The 15,837-nt window shown below is 71.5% G+C and carries 11 protein-coding genes; 6 read left to right on the top strand and 5 right to left on the bottom strand.

Annotated features, from left to right (window positions below):
- Both H5J26_RS08175 and H5J26_RS08180 read left to right on the top strand, forming a co-directional pair.
- Positions 1–916: SbcC/MukB-like Walker B domain-containing protein (locus tag H5J26_RS08175; RefSeq protein WP_268933036.1), on the top strand; the 916-nt coding region annotated here is incomplete at its 5' end.
- Between the two features lie 145 nt (positions 917–1,061).
- Positions 1,062–1,886, top strand: coding sequence for an SDR family oxidoreductase (locus H5J26_RS08180; RefSeq protein ID WP_181765061.1), 825 nt, complete (start codon positions 1,062–1,064; stop codon positions 1,884–1,886).
- Positions 1,887–1,973: 87 nt separating this feature from the next.
- Here H5J26_RS08180 and H5J26_RS08185 read toward each other — a convergent pair whose 3' ends face one another.
- Positions 1,974–3,671: a DUF885 domain-containing protein gene (locus H5J26_RS08185; RefSeq protein WP_181765062.1), complete on the bottom strand. Its 1,698-nt coding sequence runs from the start codon at positions 3,669–3,671 to the stop codon at positions 1,974–1,976.
- Positions 3,672–3,712: 41 nt separating this feature from the next.
- Entirely contained in the window at positions 3,713–4,186 is a 474-nt protein-coding gene (locus H5J26_RS08190) for an Lrp/AsnC family transcriptional regulator (RefSeq protein ID WP_181765063.1), read from the bottom strand.
- A 60-nt stretch (positions 4,187–4,246) separates the two neighbouring features.
- Between H5J26_RS08190 and H5J26_RS08195 the strand changes: the two genes are divergently transcribed.
- The gene (locus H5J26_RS08195; RefSeq protein ID WP_181765064.1) at positions 4,247–5,458 is read left to right on the top strand and encodes a trans-sulfuration enzyme family protein; all 1,212 of its coding nucleotides are present in this window, start codon (positions 4,247–4,249) and stop codon (positions 5,456–5,458) included.
- Here H5J26_RS08195 and H5J26_RS08200 read toward each other — a convergent pair.
- The 3 genes from H5J26_RS08200 to H5J26_RS08210 all read right to left on the bottom strand — a co-directional run bounded on the left by H5J26_RS08200 (position 5,385) and on the right by H5J26_RS08210 (position 9,181).
- A complete protein-coding gene (locus tag H5J26_RS08200; protein ID WP_419183767.1) occupies positions 5,385–6,911 on the bottom strand; it encodes an N-acetyltransferase family protein in 1,527 nt (508 codons plus the stop codon). The two genes, H5J26_RS08195 and H5J26_RS08200, sit on opposite strands and share 74 nt — an antisense overlap.
- A 106-nt stretch (positions 6,912–7,017) precedes the next feature.
- Positions 7,018–7,578, bottom strand: a complete 561-nt coding sequence (locus H5J26_RS08205) for a DUF1990 family protein (RefSeq protein ID WP_181765065.1) — start codon at positions 7,576–7,578, stop codon at positions 7,018–7,020.
- Positions 7,579–7,582: 4 nt separating this feature from the next.
- Positions 7,583–9,181, bottom strand: coding sequence for an alkaline phosphatase D family protein (locus tag H5J26_RS08210; RefSeq protein WP_181765066.1), 1,599 nt, complete (start codon positions 9,179–9,181; stop codon positions 7,583–7,585).
- A 212-nt stretch (positions 9,182–9,393) separates the two neighbouring features.
- Between H5J26_RS08210 and H5J26_RS08215 the strand changes: the two genes are divergently transcribed.
- From H5J26_RS08215 to H5J26_RS08225, 3 genes are all read left to right on the top strand, one after another.
- On the top strand, positions 9,394–11,259 hold the full coding sequence (locus H5J26_RS08215) for an HSP90 family protein (RefSeq protein WP_181765067.1): 1,866 nt from the start codon (positions 9,394–9,396) through the stop codon (positions 11,257–11,259).
- Positions 11,256–14,291, top strand: a complete 3,036-nt coding sequence (locus tag H5J26_RS08220) for a tetratricopeptide repeat protein (RefSeq protein ID WP_181765068.1) — start codon at positions 11,256–11,258, stop codon at positions 14,289–14,291. The genes H5J26_RS08215 and H5J26_RS08220 overlap by 4 nt, the downstream gene beginning before the upstream one ends.
- Positions 14,292–14,783: 492 nt before the next feature.
- Positions 14,784–15,803 (top strand): hypothetical protein, encoded by a 1,020-nt coding sequence (locus H5J26_RS08225; protein ID WP_181765069.1) that lies wholly within the window; start codon positions 14,784–14,786, stop codon positions 15,801–15,803.
- Positions 15,804–15,837 lie beyond the last annotated feature (34 nt).

Genomic DNA, 15,837 nt, shown 5'->3' on the forward strand with positions numbered 1-15,837 from the left:
TGAAGCGCAGCTCGCCGACGCCGCCGGCCGGGCCCGCTTCGAGAGCTCCCGTGCCGCGGCGGAAGCCGTGCTCGGCGAGGCCGAACAGCGGCAACTCCAGGAGCGCCTCGAGGCGTGGCGGACGGAGGAGGCCGCCGTCGCCGCCGAACTGGAGGCTCCCGAGCTGATCGCTGCGGTAGCCCTCCCGGAGGCCGACGCCGACGCCGCGCAGCGCGCCACCGACGAAGCCACGCGACGGCTGCGGGAGACGTCCGCCGCAGAGGACGCCGCACGAACGCGCTGCACCGAGCTGGACCGGCTCACCCGGCAGGCGGTCACGGACGCACGCGAACTCGCCCCGCTGCGCGAGAACCACGAGAGAGTGGCACGCCTCGCCGGGCTGGCGGCCGGCACCTCCGCGGAGAACGAACGGCGCATGCGTCTCGAGTCCTACGTGCTCGCCGCCCGGCTGGAGCAGGTCGCCTCGGCGGCGAGCGCCAGGCTCGCCCGGATGTCCGCCGGCCGCTACAGCCTGGTCCACTCCGACGTGCGCGCGAACGGGCGCGGGCGTTCGGGCCTCGGCCTGCACGTGATCGACGCGTGGACGGGAGCCGAGCGCGACACCGCCACCCTCTCCGGCGGCGAGACCTTCTCCGCGTCCCTCGCCCTGGCGCTGGGGCTGGCCGACGTGGTCACCGACGAGGCGGGCGGCACCCGCCTGGAGACGCTCTTCATCGACGAGGGCTTCGGCAGCCTGGACGAACAGACCCTGGACGAGATCCTCGACGTCCTGGACTCCCTGCGCGAGCGGGACCGCTGCGTGGGCATCGTCAGTCACGTCGCCGACCTCAGGCAGCGCATCCCGGTGCAGCTGGAGATCGCCAAGTCCCGGCAGGGTTCGTCGATTCACCACCGCACGGCACCCGTGGACGGCTGACCGTCGCACCCCGAACGTCCAAGGCCATGCACCGGACGCCGCACGCCGGAGCTGGCGCAGGGCCCATCAGCTGGGGGCCGACGGTCCTGCGGCCGGCGCAAAAACCATGTGACGGCCGTTCCGCGCCCGTACCAGGGTGTCCGTCATGACTCCCGACTCTCCGCACCGCGACCCCCTTCCGCTGCGCGGCCGCACCGCACTCGTCACCGGGGCGAGCCGCCGCACCGGGATCGGCCATGCCGTCGCACGACGCCTGGCCGCCTACGGAGCGCACGTGTATCTCCACCACCACCGGCCCCACGACCGCGAACAGCCCTGGGGAGCCGACCCGGAGGGCCCGGAAGCGCTCGCCGACAGCGTGCGGGAGACCGCGGCGCCGGGCGCGACCGTCGCACACGGTCCCGCCGACCTGACGGGGCCCGGCGCCCCGGCACGTCTGATCGAGGAGGCGACCGAGGCTCTCGGGAGCGACCGGCTCGACATCCTCGTCGCCAACCACGCGCTCAGCGGAGGCGACGGACCGCTGGAATCGGTCGACGCCTCCATGCTCGACGCCCACTGGGCAGTGAACACCCGCTCGGTGATCCTGCTGATCCAGGCACTCGCCCGCCAGCCCCGTCCGGAGGACGCACCGACGGGCCGGGTCGTGGTGATGACCTCCGGCCAGGACGTACGCGGTGGCATGCCCGGGGAGCTGTGCTACGCCCTCGCCAAGGGTGCCCTCGCCTCCTCGGTGCTCACGCTCTCCACCGCGCTGGCGCCTCACTTCACGGTGAATGCCGTCAATCCCGGCCCCGTGGACACCGGTTACCGGAACGGCGAGGACCATGCGGCGGTCGCGGAGCTCTTCCCGGGGGGCGAGTGGGCGACCCCCGACGTGCCGGCGCGCCTGGTCACGTGGCTCACCACGGACGAGGCCGCGTGGATCACCGGCGAGGTGATCAACTCCGAGAACGGCTTCGGCCGTTGAGCGATGCCACCGGTCAATGAACCGGTACGTCGACGGGCCGATTTCTCGAGAAGTCGACCCGTCGACGAATCGTCGGTCAGTTCCGCGTCACAGCGCGGACAGCTCCGCCACCAGGTCGTCCAGTCCCAGGGAACCCTGCGAGAGCGCCGCCATGTGCCACTGCTTCAGGTCGAAGTCGTCGCCGCGCGCCTTTCGTGCCGCATCGCGGCCCGCGAGCCAGGCGCGCTCGCCCAGCTTGTATCCGATCGCCTGTCCCGGCATGCCGAGATAGCGCACCAGCTCGCTCTCGACGAAGTCGGCCGGACGGCCGCTGTGCATGCCGAAGAACTCCTGTGCCAGCTCGGGCGTCCAGCGCTCACCGGGGTGGAACGGGGAGTCGTCAGGGATGCGCAGCTCCAGATGCATGCCGATGTCCACGATGACCCGTGTGGAGCGCATCATCTGCGCGTCCAGATAACCCAGCCGCTGCTCGGCGTCGGCCAGGAAGCCCAGCTCGTCCATCAGCCGCTCGGCGTACAGGGCCCAGCCCTCGGCGTTGGCGCTGACCATGCCGACCGTCGTCTGGTAGCGCGACAACTGGTCGGCGACGTGGACCCATTGAGCCAGCTGGAGGTGATGGCCGGGCACACCCTCGTGGTACCAGGTCGAGACGAGGTCGTAGACCGGGAACCGCGTCTCGCCCATCGTCGGCAGCCAGGTGCGGCCGGGGCGGGAGAAGTCGAGTGAGGGCTGCGTGTAGTACGGCGCCGCCGCGCTGCCCGGGGGAGCGATCCTCGACTCGACGCGCTTGACCTTCTCCGCCAGATCGAAGTGCGTACCGTCCAGCTTCTCGATGGCCTCGTCCATGAGGCCCTGGAGCCAGTCACGCACCTCGTCGACGCCCTCGACGGCCTCACCCTCGGTGTCGAGGTGGCTCAGCGCCTCCCACGGGGTGGACGCGCCCGGAAGGATCTTCTCCGCCTCCGTGCGCATCTCCTCGAGCAGGCGGTGGAATTCGGACCAGCCGTACGCGTAGGCCTCGTCCAGGTCCAGATCGGTGCCGTTCCAGTAGCGGGACCACAGGGCGTACCGCTCACGTCCGACGATCTCGTCGGCACCCTCCGCGGCCGGTGCGTACACATCGCGCAGCCAGTCCCGCAGCGAGACGATGGCGGCGTCGGCGTCCGTCGCGGCGGCACTGAGCACCTCGTGCAGCGCCTCGGGGCCTTCGGCGGCGAAGGCACCGAACCACGCCCGCCCGTTCTCGTCCTCGCCGCTCCATTCGCCGAGCTGCCCGATGACGGTGGAGACCTGGCGCGGGCCGGCGTACAGGCCCTTGGCCAGGCCGGCCTCCAGCGACTGGCGGTAACCCTCCAGCGCGTCGGGCACCGCGCGCAGGCGCTGCGCGACGGAGGTCCAGTCCTCCAGTGTCTCGGACGGCATGACGGTGAAGACACCGCGCACCGAGTGCACGGGGGAGTGGAGGTTGCTCACCGCTCGCAGCCCCTCCTCGGCCTCGTGCACGGCCAGTTCCGCCGTGAGCCTCTCGCGCAGAAGCCGTGCGCAGCGTCGCTCCGCGTCGCTGTCGGCGCCGGGCCGTGACTCGGCCTCGGAGAGCTGCCGCAGGGATGTGCGGCTCAGTTCGGCGAGAGCTTCCTGCCCGGGGGGCGAGAAGTCGGGCAGGAGGCTGTGGCTTTCGCGTACTCCCAGGTACGTACCGGCGATCGGGTCGAGTTGGACGAGGGCGTCGACGTAGGCGTCGGCGACCTGTCGCGGCAGGGGGGTGGTGTTCATCGCATCGGACATGCGTACATCCTGGTACGAGCAGGGCCTCTTCGTCACCAGCATCAGCCGGGCGGCAGGAGCGGCCCGCACTCCCAGCGCTGGAAGATCAGCCGTGTCTCGACCCGCGCCACTTCCTTGCGTGACGTGAACTCGTCCAGCACGAGCCGCTGAAGATCACCCGTGCCGGTCACGGCGACATGCACCAAGTAGTCCTCGGGACCCGCCAGATGGAACATCGCACGGGACTCGGGCAGCGCCCGGATCCGCTCGACGAAGGGGCCGACCAGCTCCCGTCTGTGCGGCCGTACCTGCACCGACAGCAGTGCCTCCAGCGGCCTGCCGAGCCTGGCCGCGTCCAGCCGCAGCTCCTGACCGAGGATGACTCCGCTGCGGCGCAGTCGTGCGACCCGGTCGAGACACGTGGAAGGCGCGACACCCACGGCCGTGGCAAGATCCCGGTACGTCATCCGGGCGTCGTTCTGCAGGAGTCGCAGGATCTCCAGATCGACCGGATCGAGTGCGACGGATTCAGTCATCCGCCGAACGTAGCACGGGTGTTCCGCACCTGATCCCGGTCGTTGTTCAGACTCCCGGGCATGGAGAACACGCAGACAGCGGCCCCGTTCCGGTCGCTCGCCACGGAGGCCGTGCACGCCGGACGTGAAGACCTCGCCGCTCTCGGCCTGCACGCCGCGCCACTCGATCTGTCTACGACCTATCCCGCGCACGACACCCGCGCCGAGGCCGCACGCATCGACGAGTTCGCCGCCACCGGTGCGCGCGTCGACGGCCCGCCCGTGTACGGCCGTCTGGACAACCCGACCGTCGCCCGGTTCGAGGACGCCCTCGCCCGGCTCGAAGGAACCGAGGCGGCCGTGGCCTTCGCCAGCGGCATGGCGGCGTTGACCGCGACGGTGCTGGTACGGGTCGCGGCGGGGCTGCGTCACGTGGTGGCCGTACGCCCGCTCTACGGATGCAGCGACCACCTGCTCCAGGGCGGGCTGCTCGGGACCGAGGTCACCTGGACCGATCCCGCCGGAATCACCGACGCCATCCGCCCCGACACCGGACTGGTGATGGTCGAGACACCCGCCAACCCGACGCTCGCCGAAGTGGACCTGGCCGCCCTCGCGCACTCGTGCGGCTCCGTGCCGCTGCTCGTGGACAACACCTTCGCAACTCCCGTGCTGCAGCGCCCTCATGAGCACGGTGCCCGTCTCGTCCTGCACAGCGCCACCAAGTTCCTGGGCGGCCACGGTGACGTACTCGGCGGAATCGTCGCCTGCGACGAGGAGTTCGCGCGCCGGCTGCGGCAGGTGAGGTTCGCGACCGGAGGTGTGCTGCACCCGCTGGCGGGCTATCTGCTGCTGCGCGGGCTGGCGACCCTGCCGGTGCGCGTACGGGCGCAGTCGCAGACCGCCGCCGAACTCGCCCGGCGCCTCGCGGACGACCCGCGCGTCTCACGCGTGCACTACCCGCGGCTCGGCGGTGCCATGGTCGCCTTCGAGGTCGAAGGCGACCCGCACGCGGTGACCGCCGGAGTGCGGCTGATCACCCCGGCGGTCAGCCTCGGCAGCGTCGACACCCTCATCCAGCATCCGGCCTCGATCAGCCACCGGATCGTCCCCGAGGAGGACCGCCGCAGCGGCGGCATCGGCGAGAAGCTGCTGCGGATGTCGGTCGGTCTGGAGGACGTCGAGGACCTGTGGCACGACCTGGACCGCGCGTTGGCGTTCAGTCCTGCCGGTCCGCCGGTACGCACGCAGCGACCGGAGTGGGAGCGGAAGCACCAGCCAGCTGCGCGGTGACGACGAGCGTGCCCTCCTCGACCTGGAAGTCGAGCGGCAGAGAGAGCCCGCGCATCGCCGCGACCATCGTGGTGTTGGACGCCTGCGTGACGGCGTAGATGCTCTCGGCGCCAGCTTCGCGCGCCAACCCGGCCAGGCGGCGCAGCAGTTCGCCTCCGATGCCCCGGTGCTGCCAGGTGTCCTCGACGAGGAGGGCCACCTCGGTCTCGTCCCCGTCCCACAGCAGATGCCCCAGCGCCACGAGCTTGCCGGTGGCGGTCTCCACCGCGAGGGTCCGCCCGAAGCGGGGGGAGAGGAGATGCCCGATGTACCGGTCGGCGTCGCCGACCGGGCCGTGGTAGCGCTGCGAGAGCGTGCGCTCAGAGCAGCGGTCGTGCATCTTGAGGGCGGCCGGGGCGTCCCGGGCGTCCGCGCGTCGCACGGTGATCGGCTGGCCCTCGGGAAGCGTCAGCGTGTCCGGCGAGTGCGGTACGCGGGCGCCGGCGCCCAGCCGTCTGTCCAGCTCCACGAGTGCCCTGGCGCGCGCGAACTCCGTCGGCGTGAAGGGCAGATGGGGGCGCTCGATGACCAGCACGCCGCCTGCCGGGTCGGGAAGGCGCAGTTCGGTCTCCTCGCACGTCCCCTCAGGAATAACCTGCGGTGCCGGCGTGCCCGAGACGGGGGAGACCGGCGGGATGGAGCGGATCGTGCACCGGCCGAGCAACTGGCGCAGGGCGAGGGGCAGTTCGGCCGTGTCGAGAGCGGTGCGGGCAGCGAGGTGCAGCACGCGGGTCGGAGTGTCGACGAGGTCGTGCGCGTCGGCCCGCTCCACCCAGGTGTGAGAACCGCCCGCGTTGGAGACGAGCCGGACGAGATCGGCTGATTCCAGCTCGCGTGGCGCGCGGAGGACGAACTCGTCGACGGTCAACTCGGCGCCGTACAGGCCGTCCTGGCCGCCCTCAGGTTCCCCGTCCGCCCCGCTGGACCCCGGAGCCTCGCCCCGCCCCTCACGACCAGTCACCCCGCCGGGCCCAACCCCGAGACTCGACGCGTCCCCAGGCCGGAGCCCGAGGCGTGGGGTCTCCCCAGGGCGGAGCCCGAGGTTCGGTGTCTCCCCGGGCCGAAGCCCGAGACCTGACGCGTCCCCAGGCCGAAGGCCTAGGCTTGGGGTCTCCCCAGGGCGGAGCCCGAGGGGATGGGTCTGCAACGACACGATGTCGATCCGCTCCCGCGCCAGCGCCGTGCACAGCGCCGCGAGCGCCCCCGGCTGCTCGCGCACCGTCGTGCGCATCTGCCACAGCGATGTCGCCCCGGCCATCGAGGAGTCCACCGCCGCGGCGGCGCCGGCCTCGGTCAGGGGCGGCGCAGGGGAGTGGCGTCGGTTGAGCCGGCTCCAGTAGTCCTGCACGCCGCCCTTGACCAGGCGCAGCATGCCGAACCTCGAAGCCCGCTCGTTCTGTGACATGTCAGTCATGACTTCACCCTCACCCACGGGCGTTGCCTGATCAAGAACATGTTGTGACCGATGAGTTAAGGATGCTTCTGCCTGCTTAGCGCCCTGTTTGTCCTCGCGCTTCTCGTCAGGGTCGTCCATCTCCCGTTTCCCCTCCGCCTGTTCCTCCCCGGTCTACGAGCCGCCGCAGCACCCGCCCGCACCTGCGGGCGTACCAGCGCTGGAACACGGGCAGCAGCGGGCCCGCGGCTCTTGTCGGCCACGTCACGGGCATGCTGAACGCACGCACCTCCAGCCAGACGGTGCCGTCGTCGTCCTGGATGACGACGAACGCCTCCTCGCCGCGCACCGGATGACCGGGCAGCGTCCCGTAGGCCCACCCGGCGCGAAGCTTCTCCTGCGCGGTCCACACGACCCGGCACGGCGCGTGGAGGCGCAGGGGCCCGACGCCGAGGCCGACCATCACGTCGACGCCCGGTGCCGCCTCCCGGGCGTCCGTGTCGAAGCGGACTCCCGCCGCCCTGTGCATGCCCCAGCGGGAGACGGCGCCGGCGGCCACGGCGAAGTCGGCGTCGCCGTGGCCCACCCGGGTGCGGACCTCCAATTTGCGGAAGCCGGAGGGCCAGGCCGCGGCGCCCTCTCGGGTGGCGCCGACGCCGGGATAGTTCAGGGACGTGCCCTCGGTCATCGGCTCACTGGCCGACCCGGCCCGGTTGCAGCACCTTGGTGTGGAGCACCGCGCCGCCCTCCTCACGCAGCCGTACGGTCATCTCGCCGCTCTCGCCGTCGATGTCGACCTGGCCGAAGTACTGACCGCCCTCGCTGGGCGGCACGTTCACCTTCGTCGGCGCCTTGATGAACGACTGCCGGGGTCCGAAAGTGCCGTCGAGTTTCAGAGCGGGGAAGCCGCCTGCGTTCAGCGGCCCCGACACGAACTCCCAGAAGGGTTCGAAGTCCTTGAACGCCGCCTCCGAGGGCTCGTAGTGCTGGGCGCTGGTGTAGTGCACGTCGGTGGTGAACCACACGGTGCCGGTGATGCGCTGCCGCTTGATGTGCCGCAGGAGTTCGGCCAGTTGGAGTTCCCGCCCGAGGGGCTTGCCGGGATCGCCCTGCGCCACGCCCTCGAAGTCGGTCTTGCCGTCCGGGACGACCAGGCCCAGTGGCATGTCGGACGCGATGACCTTCCACACCGCCCGCGAACGCGACAACTCCTTCTTCAGCCACTTCAGTTGGGCCGCCCCGAGGATGCCCTGGGTGTCGTCCTCCTGCTTTCCGGGGGAGTTGGCGGTGCGGTACGCGCGCATGTCGAGGACGAAGACGTCCAGCAGGGGGCCGTGGTGCACGACCCTGTAGACGCGCCCATCCTCGTCCTTGGGCGGGAGCGTCGTCAGCGGGTGGTACTCGCTGAAGGCGCGCAGCGACCGCGCCGCGAGGGTGTCGACGTCTTTGACGGTGTAGCGGTCGTCGTCCAGGATCTCGCCCGGATACCAGTTGTTGAGCACCTCGTGGTCGTCCCACTGGACGATGGAGGGCACCTGAGCCTGGAAGCGGCGCAGCTTCTCGTCCAGCAGGTTGTAGCGGAAGTTGCCGCGGAACTCGGCGAGCGTCTCCGCGACCTTGGACTTCTCCTCGGTGGTGACGTTGCGCCAGATCTTGCCGTCCGGCAGCTCCACCTTCTCCACGATCGGCCCGTCGGCGTAGATGGTGTCGCCGCTGTTGAGGAAGAAGTCCGGGTCCAGCCGGCGCATCTCCTCGAAGATGGGGTAGCCGCCGCGGTCGGGGTTGATGCCCCAGCCCTGCCCGGCCAGGTCGCCCGACCACAGGAACCGCACGTCCTGGCGGCGTCTGTCCGGGGCGGTGCGGAAGGTGCCGTGGACGGGCTCGCCCTTGCGGCGGGGGTGGTCGGGGTCGCTCAGCGTGACCCGGTAGTGCACCTGCTCACCGGCGGGCAGCCCCCGTACGGAGGTCATGCCGGTGTAGTCCGTGCCCGGCCCCAGGACGGGGCCCTTCCAACGTCGCGCGTTGCGGAAGGACTCGGTCGCGGAGGTCTCCACCAGCATCCGCGCGCGGCGGTCCGAACGCACCCACACCAGTCCCGAGGACGTCGTCACGTCACCTGCCTGCACGCCCCACTTCGCCTCCGGCCGTCCCCGGAGCGCCTGGGCGGGGGCGGCGCAGGACATGGCCGGGAGCGAGAGGGCGGCGGAAGCGGCCAGCGAGCCGCGCAGCATCGCGCGCCGCCCCGGCCGTGCGCCTCCGGCGGAAGGGGTGGTGGGGTCCTCGAGCGCCATTTACGAGCCTCCTGGATCGCGGACGGATGGAGCAGGCTGGTACGGACCGAACAGACCGATACGTATCACCGCCCGGTGAGCGGTGCACGCAACTCCTCGGTGAGCGCAGCGGGGAACACTGGGCTCAGTGAACACCGACGCCGCAGAGGCAGAAAGAGTTCCGGACAAACCGCGTGGTGTGGTCCCGGAGCGGCGCCATAGGATTTCCCGCAATGACTGACCGACAGATACCGCACACTTTCCAAGTCGACCTGCGGGGGCTGGTCGACCTCCTTTCGCACCACCTCTACTCCAGCCCGAAGGTCTACCTCCGGGAGCTGCTTCAGAACGGCGTGGATGCGATCACGGCGCGGCGTGCCGAGGAGCCCGGCGCACCGGCGAGCGTGCGGCTGTACGTGCAGGAGGGCGGCCTGCGCGTGGAGGACACCGGCGTCGGCCTCACCGAAGGCGAGGTGCACTCGCTCCTCGCCACCATCGGCCGCAGCTCCAAGCACGGCGGGCTGGAAGCGGCACGCGCAGAGTTCCTGGGGCAGTTCGGCATCGGCCTGCTCGCCTGCTTCGTCGTCGCCGAGGAGATCTGCGTGGTCTCTCGCTCCGCCCGTGACGCCGCGGCACCGCCCGTCGAATGGCGGGCCCGCGACGACGGCTCGTACACGCTGCGCACCCTGCCCGAGGACGCGCGCGAGGAGCCCGGGACCACGGTCAGCCTCACGGCCCGCCACGGCTGCGAGGAATGGCTGACGGGGGAGCGGGTCGCCGAACTCGCCCGGCACTTCGGCGCGTTGCTGCCGTACGACGTGCGCGTCGGCGATGCCCGGGTCACCGACGTGCCTCCGGTCTGGGAGCGGAGCCACCCCAGCCCTGAGGCGAGACGGGTGGCGCTGGGCGCGTACTGCCACGACACGTTCGGATTCACGCCCCTGGACGTCATCGACCTGGACGTGCCGCTGGCCGGCGTCCGGGGAGTCGCCTACGTGCTGCCCAGTGCCGTCAGCCCGGCACAGCGCGGTGCCCACCGGGTGCATCTCAAGGGCATGCTGCTGACCGAGCGAGCCGATGAACTGCTCCCCGACTGGGCGTTCTTCGTGCGCTGCGTCATCGACACCGACTCGCTGCGCCCCACCGCCTCGAGGGAGAACCTCTACACCGACGGGACGCTCGAGGCCGTGCGGGAGGCCCTGGGCGGGCGGATACGCCAGTGGCTCGCCGAACTGGCATCGGACGGACGCGAACGGCTCGCCCAGTTCCTCTCCGTCCACCACCTGGGCGTGAAGTCGCTGGCGCGGCACGACACCGGCATCTTCCGGCTGATGCTGCCGTGGCTGCCGTTCGAGACGACCGACGGCCAGCTCTCCTTGGAGGAGTTCGCGCGCCGGCACCCGGTCGTCCACTTCACGCGCGGCGTCGAGGAGTTCCGGCAGGTGTCGGCCATAGCCGCCGCACAGGGCATCGGTGTCGTCAACGGCGGCTACACCTACGACAGTTCGCTCATCGAGCAGTTGCCGAGCGCCCTCCCCGGCGCGGTGGTCGCCGAGCTGGACACCGATACGGTCACCGCTCACCTCGACGGCGTCGACCCGGACGAAGAGCTTGCTCTCGCCCCGTTCCTGACGACGGCGCGCGCCGTGATGGAGCCGCTCGGCTGCGACGCGGTGCTGCGTGCCTTCCACCCCGTCTCCGTGCCGGCCCTGCACCTGGACGATCGCCTCACTCGGCACGAACAGGCCCGCGCCAGGGAGCAGGAGGCGGCGGACGGGTTATGGGCGGGCATCCTCGGTTCGCTGCGCGGCAGCGCACCCCGCGCCCGGCTCGTGCTCAACCGTCTCAACCCCCTCGTGCGGCGCATGGCCGCCCTCGATGACGCGCGGCTGGCCGGCACCGCCCTCGAAGCGCTCTACGGGCAGGCGCTGTTGATGGCGCAACGCCCGCTGAGGCCCGCCGACTCCGCACTGCTCAACCGCACCTTCCTCGGCCTCCTGGAGCGCGCCGTCCACGTTGACGACGCGACGAAGGACGCTCCCAGCCCCGGTGCAGCACCGCAAGCCGCCGCCAAGACCGAGCCCCAGGAGGGCAGATGACGTCCCCGACCGCCGAGCAGATCAGGACAGCGCTGGCGGAGAACGACGAGGAGCCCGAGGGCCCGGCCCGCAACGCGCGAGCCGAGGAGCTCGTCACCCGCGCCGAAGCGGCCGCTGACCGGGGTCTGCTCGTCGAGGCCCTCCTCGGCCTCGTCTCCGCGTACAACTACAGCTCGGAGCGGGACAAGGCGTTCGTGCCCTTCGCGCGGCTGCTGCGCATGTGGGACGAGCAGCCCGGTGACTTCGACGCGTCGACCACCCACCGACTCCACTGGATCTTCAAGTGGGTTGCCGGAGGCATGCTCGACCAGCCGCACATCTCCCTGGAGTCCGTGCAGGAGTGGCAGACGCAGATGGCGCACCGCTACCGGCTGGCGGGGCACTCCGAACGCGCCGTGCACCAGAGCGAGTTCACCATCGCCCGCGAGCTGGGCGACATCCCGAGGGCCGACCGGGCGTACGCCGCCTGGCTCGCCGCGGACCGGGACGAGATGAGCGACTGCCACGCGTGCGAACTCCAGCAGCAGGGCGCCTGGCTCGCCCACCGCGGCGACGACGAGGACGCCCTGCGGCTGTGGCGGCCCGTGCTGGAGGGTGAGCACACCTGCCTGCACGAGCCCGGCACCGTACTGGCCTCGTCCCTGCTGCCGCTGGCCCGGCTCGGACGGCTGGAGGAGGCGCGCAACCACCATGTGCGCGGCTACCGCATGGTGCGCGGCGAGCAGAGCATGCGCCACTCGGTCGCCGACCACGTCACGTTCTGCGCCCTGACCGGCAACGAACCGCGCGGCCTGGAGATCCTCGCCGAGCAGGGCGGCCACTGGGACCCGTCCGGTGCGCCGAGGACCTATCTCGCCTGGATGGGCGCGGTCGCCCTCCTGATGCGGCGGCTCACCGAACTCGGGCATGCGGAGCAGCGCGTTCCCGGCCCGCCCGGGCGTGAGTGGACGGCGGTGACGCTGCTGGAGCATGCGGCGGACCAGACCCTCGTCGTGGCCGGCCGGTTCGACAAGCGCAACGGGACCTCCGCGATGAGCGACGAGGCCCGTACGCGCATGGGCAGCCTGCCCCTGCTGGACCGGCTGCCGCTGGGGCTGCGCAGCTCGTCACTGGGGGAGAGCGCCGGGGCCGCATCCGGTCAGCCCGCCTCCGGTGCCGGCGGCGGTACGAGGGAGCTGCTGGCCGAGGCCCGTCGGCTCAGCGAGGACGGCCACCCGGGCGCCGCCGACGCGTGGCAGCGGCTGGAGGACGCCCTCACCAGAGCCGGAACCACCTTGAACGGCCTCGATCACGCGGAACTGCTCGACCACCGGGCGATGCGGCTCGCGCGCACCGACCCGGCCACAGGCGCCGCGCGATTCGAAGAGGCCGCCGGGCTGTTCGCCGCCGCGGGCGACCGCGGACAGGCGGTGGCCTGCCGTGCGCGCGCCGCCCTGGCGACCGCCTTCGCCGGGCAGCCCGAAGAGGCCCTGGAGCGGCTCGAATCGCTGTGCGGCGAGGCGGCCTCGCTGCACTCCGCGCGCCGAGCGGGCACCAAGCACGCCACAGCGGTGCTGCTCTCCCGTACGCGCGTGCGTTTCCTGCTGCTGGACGAGGCGCAGGACCCCCGAGCCGCCGCCGACGAACTGGACGCCGAACTGAGGGACTTGATCTCCTTCGCCTGGCCGCACCGGTCCGAACCCGCCGTGCTCGCCCGCATCGCCGACGCGACCGAGTCGCAGGGCCGCCTCGCGGCAGCGCTGCGGAATCCCGCGGAAGCGGGCGAGCTGTTCACCGAGGCGGCCCGCCTCTACCACGAGTCGGGCAGGCCGTGGCAGGCCACCGGCCCTGAACTCCTTCTCGCGCAGCAGCTGTTGCAGTCAGGTGAAGCCGGTGAGGCCGCGTCGCTGCTCCTGAGGGCGCTGAAGGATCCGCAGCGGGAACTGGTGAGGCCCGCAGCCGAGACCGCCGATCTGCACATCGCCCTCGCCGACGCCTTCGCCGCCCAGGACCTGGCTGAGGAGGAGGCCGCACACCTCCTGGACGCAGCCCACCGGGCCGATACGGCCGGGGACGCCGGAGGACTCGGCGCGTACGCCCGACTGCGGCTGGGCGGCGCCTACTTGGCACTCGGACGGCACGAACAGGCAGCCGAAGTGCTGGAGTCGGTCATGGCTGACCTGACGGCCGGGCACGCGGACGGCGACGTGGTCCAGGCGCGCTGGTGGCTGGGGGAGGCGCTCTCCGGCACCGGCGAGGACCGTGCTGCCGCCGAGCAGTTCATGAAGGCGGCGCAGACCGCGGAGGGCTGGGAGGACCAGCGCGACCACGCCATGCTCGCCCATCTCGCAGCCGATGCGCTGAAGCAGGCCTCCGCGGCCGACGAGGCCCTCAAGGCGTACGAGCGGGCCGAGCAGCTGTGGAGATCGCTCGGTGACACGCCCGCACTCGTTCGCTCCCTGCGCTCACGCGCGTGGATCACCATCTCCACCCCTCCCTCCGAGGGCGAGGTGTCGGTCGGCGTGGCCGCCGCCACGACAGCGACCAAAGCCGTCGAGTTGATGGCTCTCGCCCTGCGCGAGATCGAGAGCGGGCTGCAGACCTGCCAGGACGCGCAGCAGCGGACGCTGCTCCAGTTCGAACTCGGCCACACCTACTGCCAGACAGCCGAACTCCTTCTGGAGACCACCGACGGGCCTCCGGACGCGGAGAGCGGTTCGCCCGAGCAGCACGCCGTCAACCGTGCCGCCTATCAGGAGGCCGTGGCCTGCGCCGACCGTGCCGTCACCGTCTTCAGGGGCTGCGGCCGTGAGGCGCTGGACGACCGCACGTCCGCCGAACTCATGGCCGCCTGGCTGGAGTTGAACCTCGGCCGGGTGGACGCCGCAGCCGGCCGGGCTCGGAGGGTGCTGGAGGCGTACCCGGAGGCGGGGGCCGGGCCCGACGCGTCCGGCGACGCCGTCGATGCCGCAGCAGAAGTGGCGGCGGCCAGGGTCGGCGAGGCCACTTCGGTCCTCGCCGCCGCGAGGCAACCCGGGCACGGCACGAACTGACCTCACACGTGCCTCGGTTGTGCAGGAAAAGTGTCATGGAGGTGAACACGGCCGTCGCATGCCGGGACCCACGGGGCCCTCGGAGGGATCTTCCAGGGGCCCCGGCCGGACCCGCCTACGTTTCCGTTCGGTTACTTTTTCCCAGGTCGCCCCGAGGGGCCACCTCGTGGTGAGGGGTCGCTGGAGTGACGGAAGGGGTCAAGACGGACCTCGGGTCGGCTTCGAGGGAGGCGGCGGCCGTGTCTCCCAATTTTCGACACAGGATCGTTACATATCCCGTCGGGTGGCTGGCGACTCCAAGCAGTTAGGTTCGGTGACGGAAAATCCGGGGCCCGCCGCCGCGACCTGCTGACCTGTGCGATGGAGCACGCATGCGGGGGTGGTCTCCGCCCCTGCCCGTTGAGGACCGCTTGTGAATCCGCACCCTCCGATGCCCCCTACGCCCCGCCCGCTGACTCGGTCGTCGAGCCGAGTGGCCACGGAGCAGGGCTGATGCGGCGGACGGCAGGCGGGGGCGGCCGCGAGATCCGCCCTGTCTACAGCCCGGCCGGCTTCGACACCGAACTGCGCGGTGCCGTCGAGGAGTTGCGGGCCGGCCGCTGGATGGCGATGCGGACACTTCTCGCCCGTACGGGTACGGCATGGGGCCTGCGTACCTCCAGATCGCAGGTCCTCGGGGTGGTCGCCGCCGGTTCGCAGGTGGTGGAGGCGTGGCTGCAGGAAGCGCCGCAGGACGCCGACGCACGAATGATGCAGGCACGGGTAGCCGTGGAGCGTGCCGTTCGCGCCCATCGCGAACGGCACCACAGATCCCTGGAGTTGGAGAGCGCGGCGAGGCAGGAGTGCTACGCCGCCGCCGAGCAGCTGTCCGCCGATCCCGTGCCGTGGGTGTGCCTGCTCGCACTCGCCCGTCTCGACCAGGCGCAGGAACGGCCGGAGCACCGGGAACGCGCCGCGGAGCCCATGCTTCCGCCCGGCCCGTGGGGGCTGCTGTACCGCGTCTACGAACGTGACCGGTACAACCGCGAGGCGCACCACCGCATGCTGCACTTCCTCCACGCACGTGCCGAGGGTCATCATGGCTCGCGCGCCTCCGCGGTCGACTTCGTGCGCTGGGTCTCCTCATGGGCTCCGGCCGGGTCCGAGTTGCTTGCCCTCCCGCTGTACGCGTACGTCGAGCAGTTCCGGCGCCAGATCGCACAGCAGAGGGACGACCCGCTGCTCCGTCAGCAGTGGGCCCACGACCCCATCGCCCTCGACACCCGCAGCGCGCTGCACGGCTGGTTCGACCAGACGCATCCGGCCACCCAGTCCGTCATGGATCTCAACCACCTGGCGCACGCGCTGTGGGCGGGACACCGGAACGCAGACGCCGCCCGCGTCTTCACGGCTCTGGGCCCCTACTTCACCCAGCAGCCCTGGCTGCATGTGGCAGAAGGGCCCGAACGCCCGGACCGGGCCAAGGCGGAGTTCCTGCGAGCGCGAGCCGAGTCCCTGGCGGCGGACAACTGACGCCGCAGCGTCAGCCCCCCACAGATCCCTCCCT

The organism is Streptomyces albidus (ex Kaewkla and Franco 2022), assembly GCF_013870515.1.
GTDB classification, from domain to species: domain Bacteria; phylum Actinomycetota; class Actinomycetes; order Streptomycetales; family Streptomycetaceae; genus Streptomyces; species Streptomyces albidus.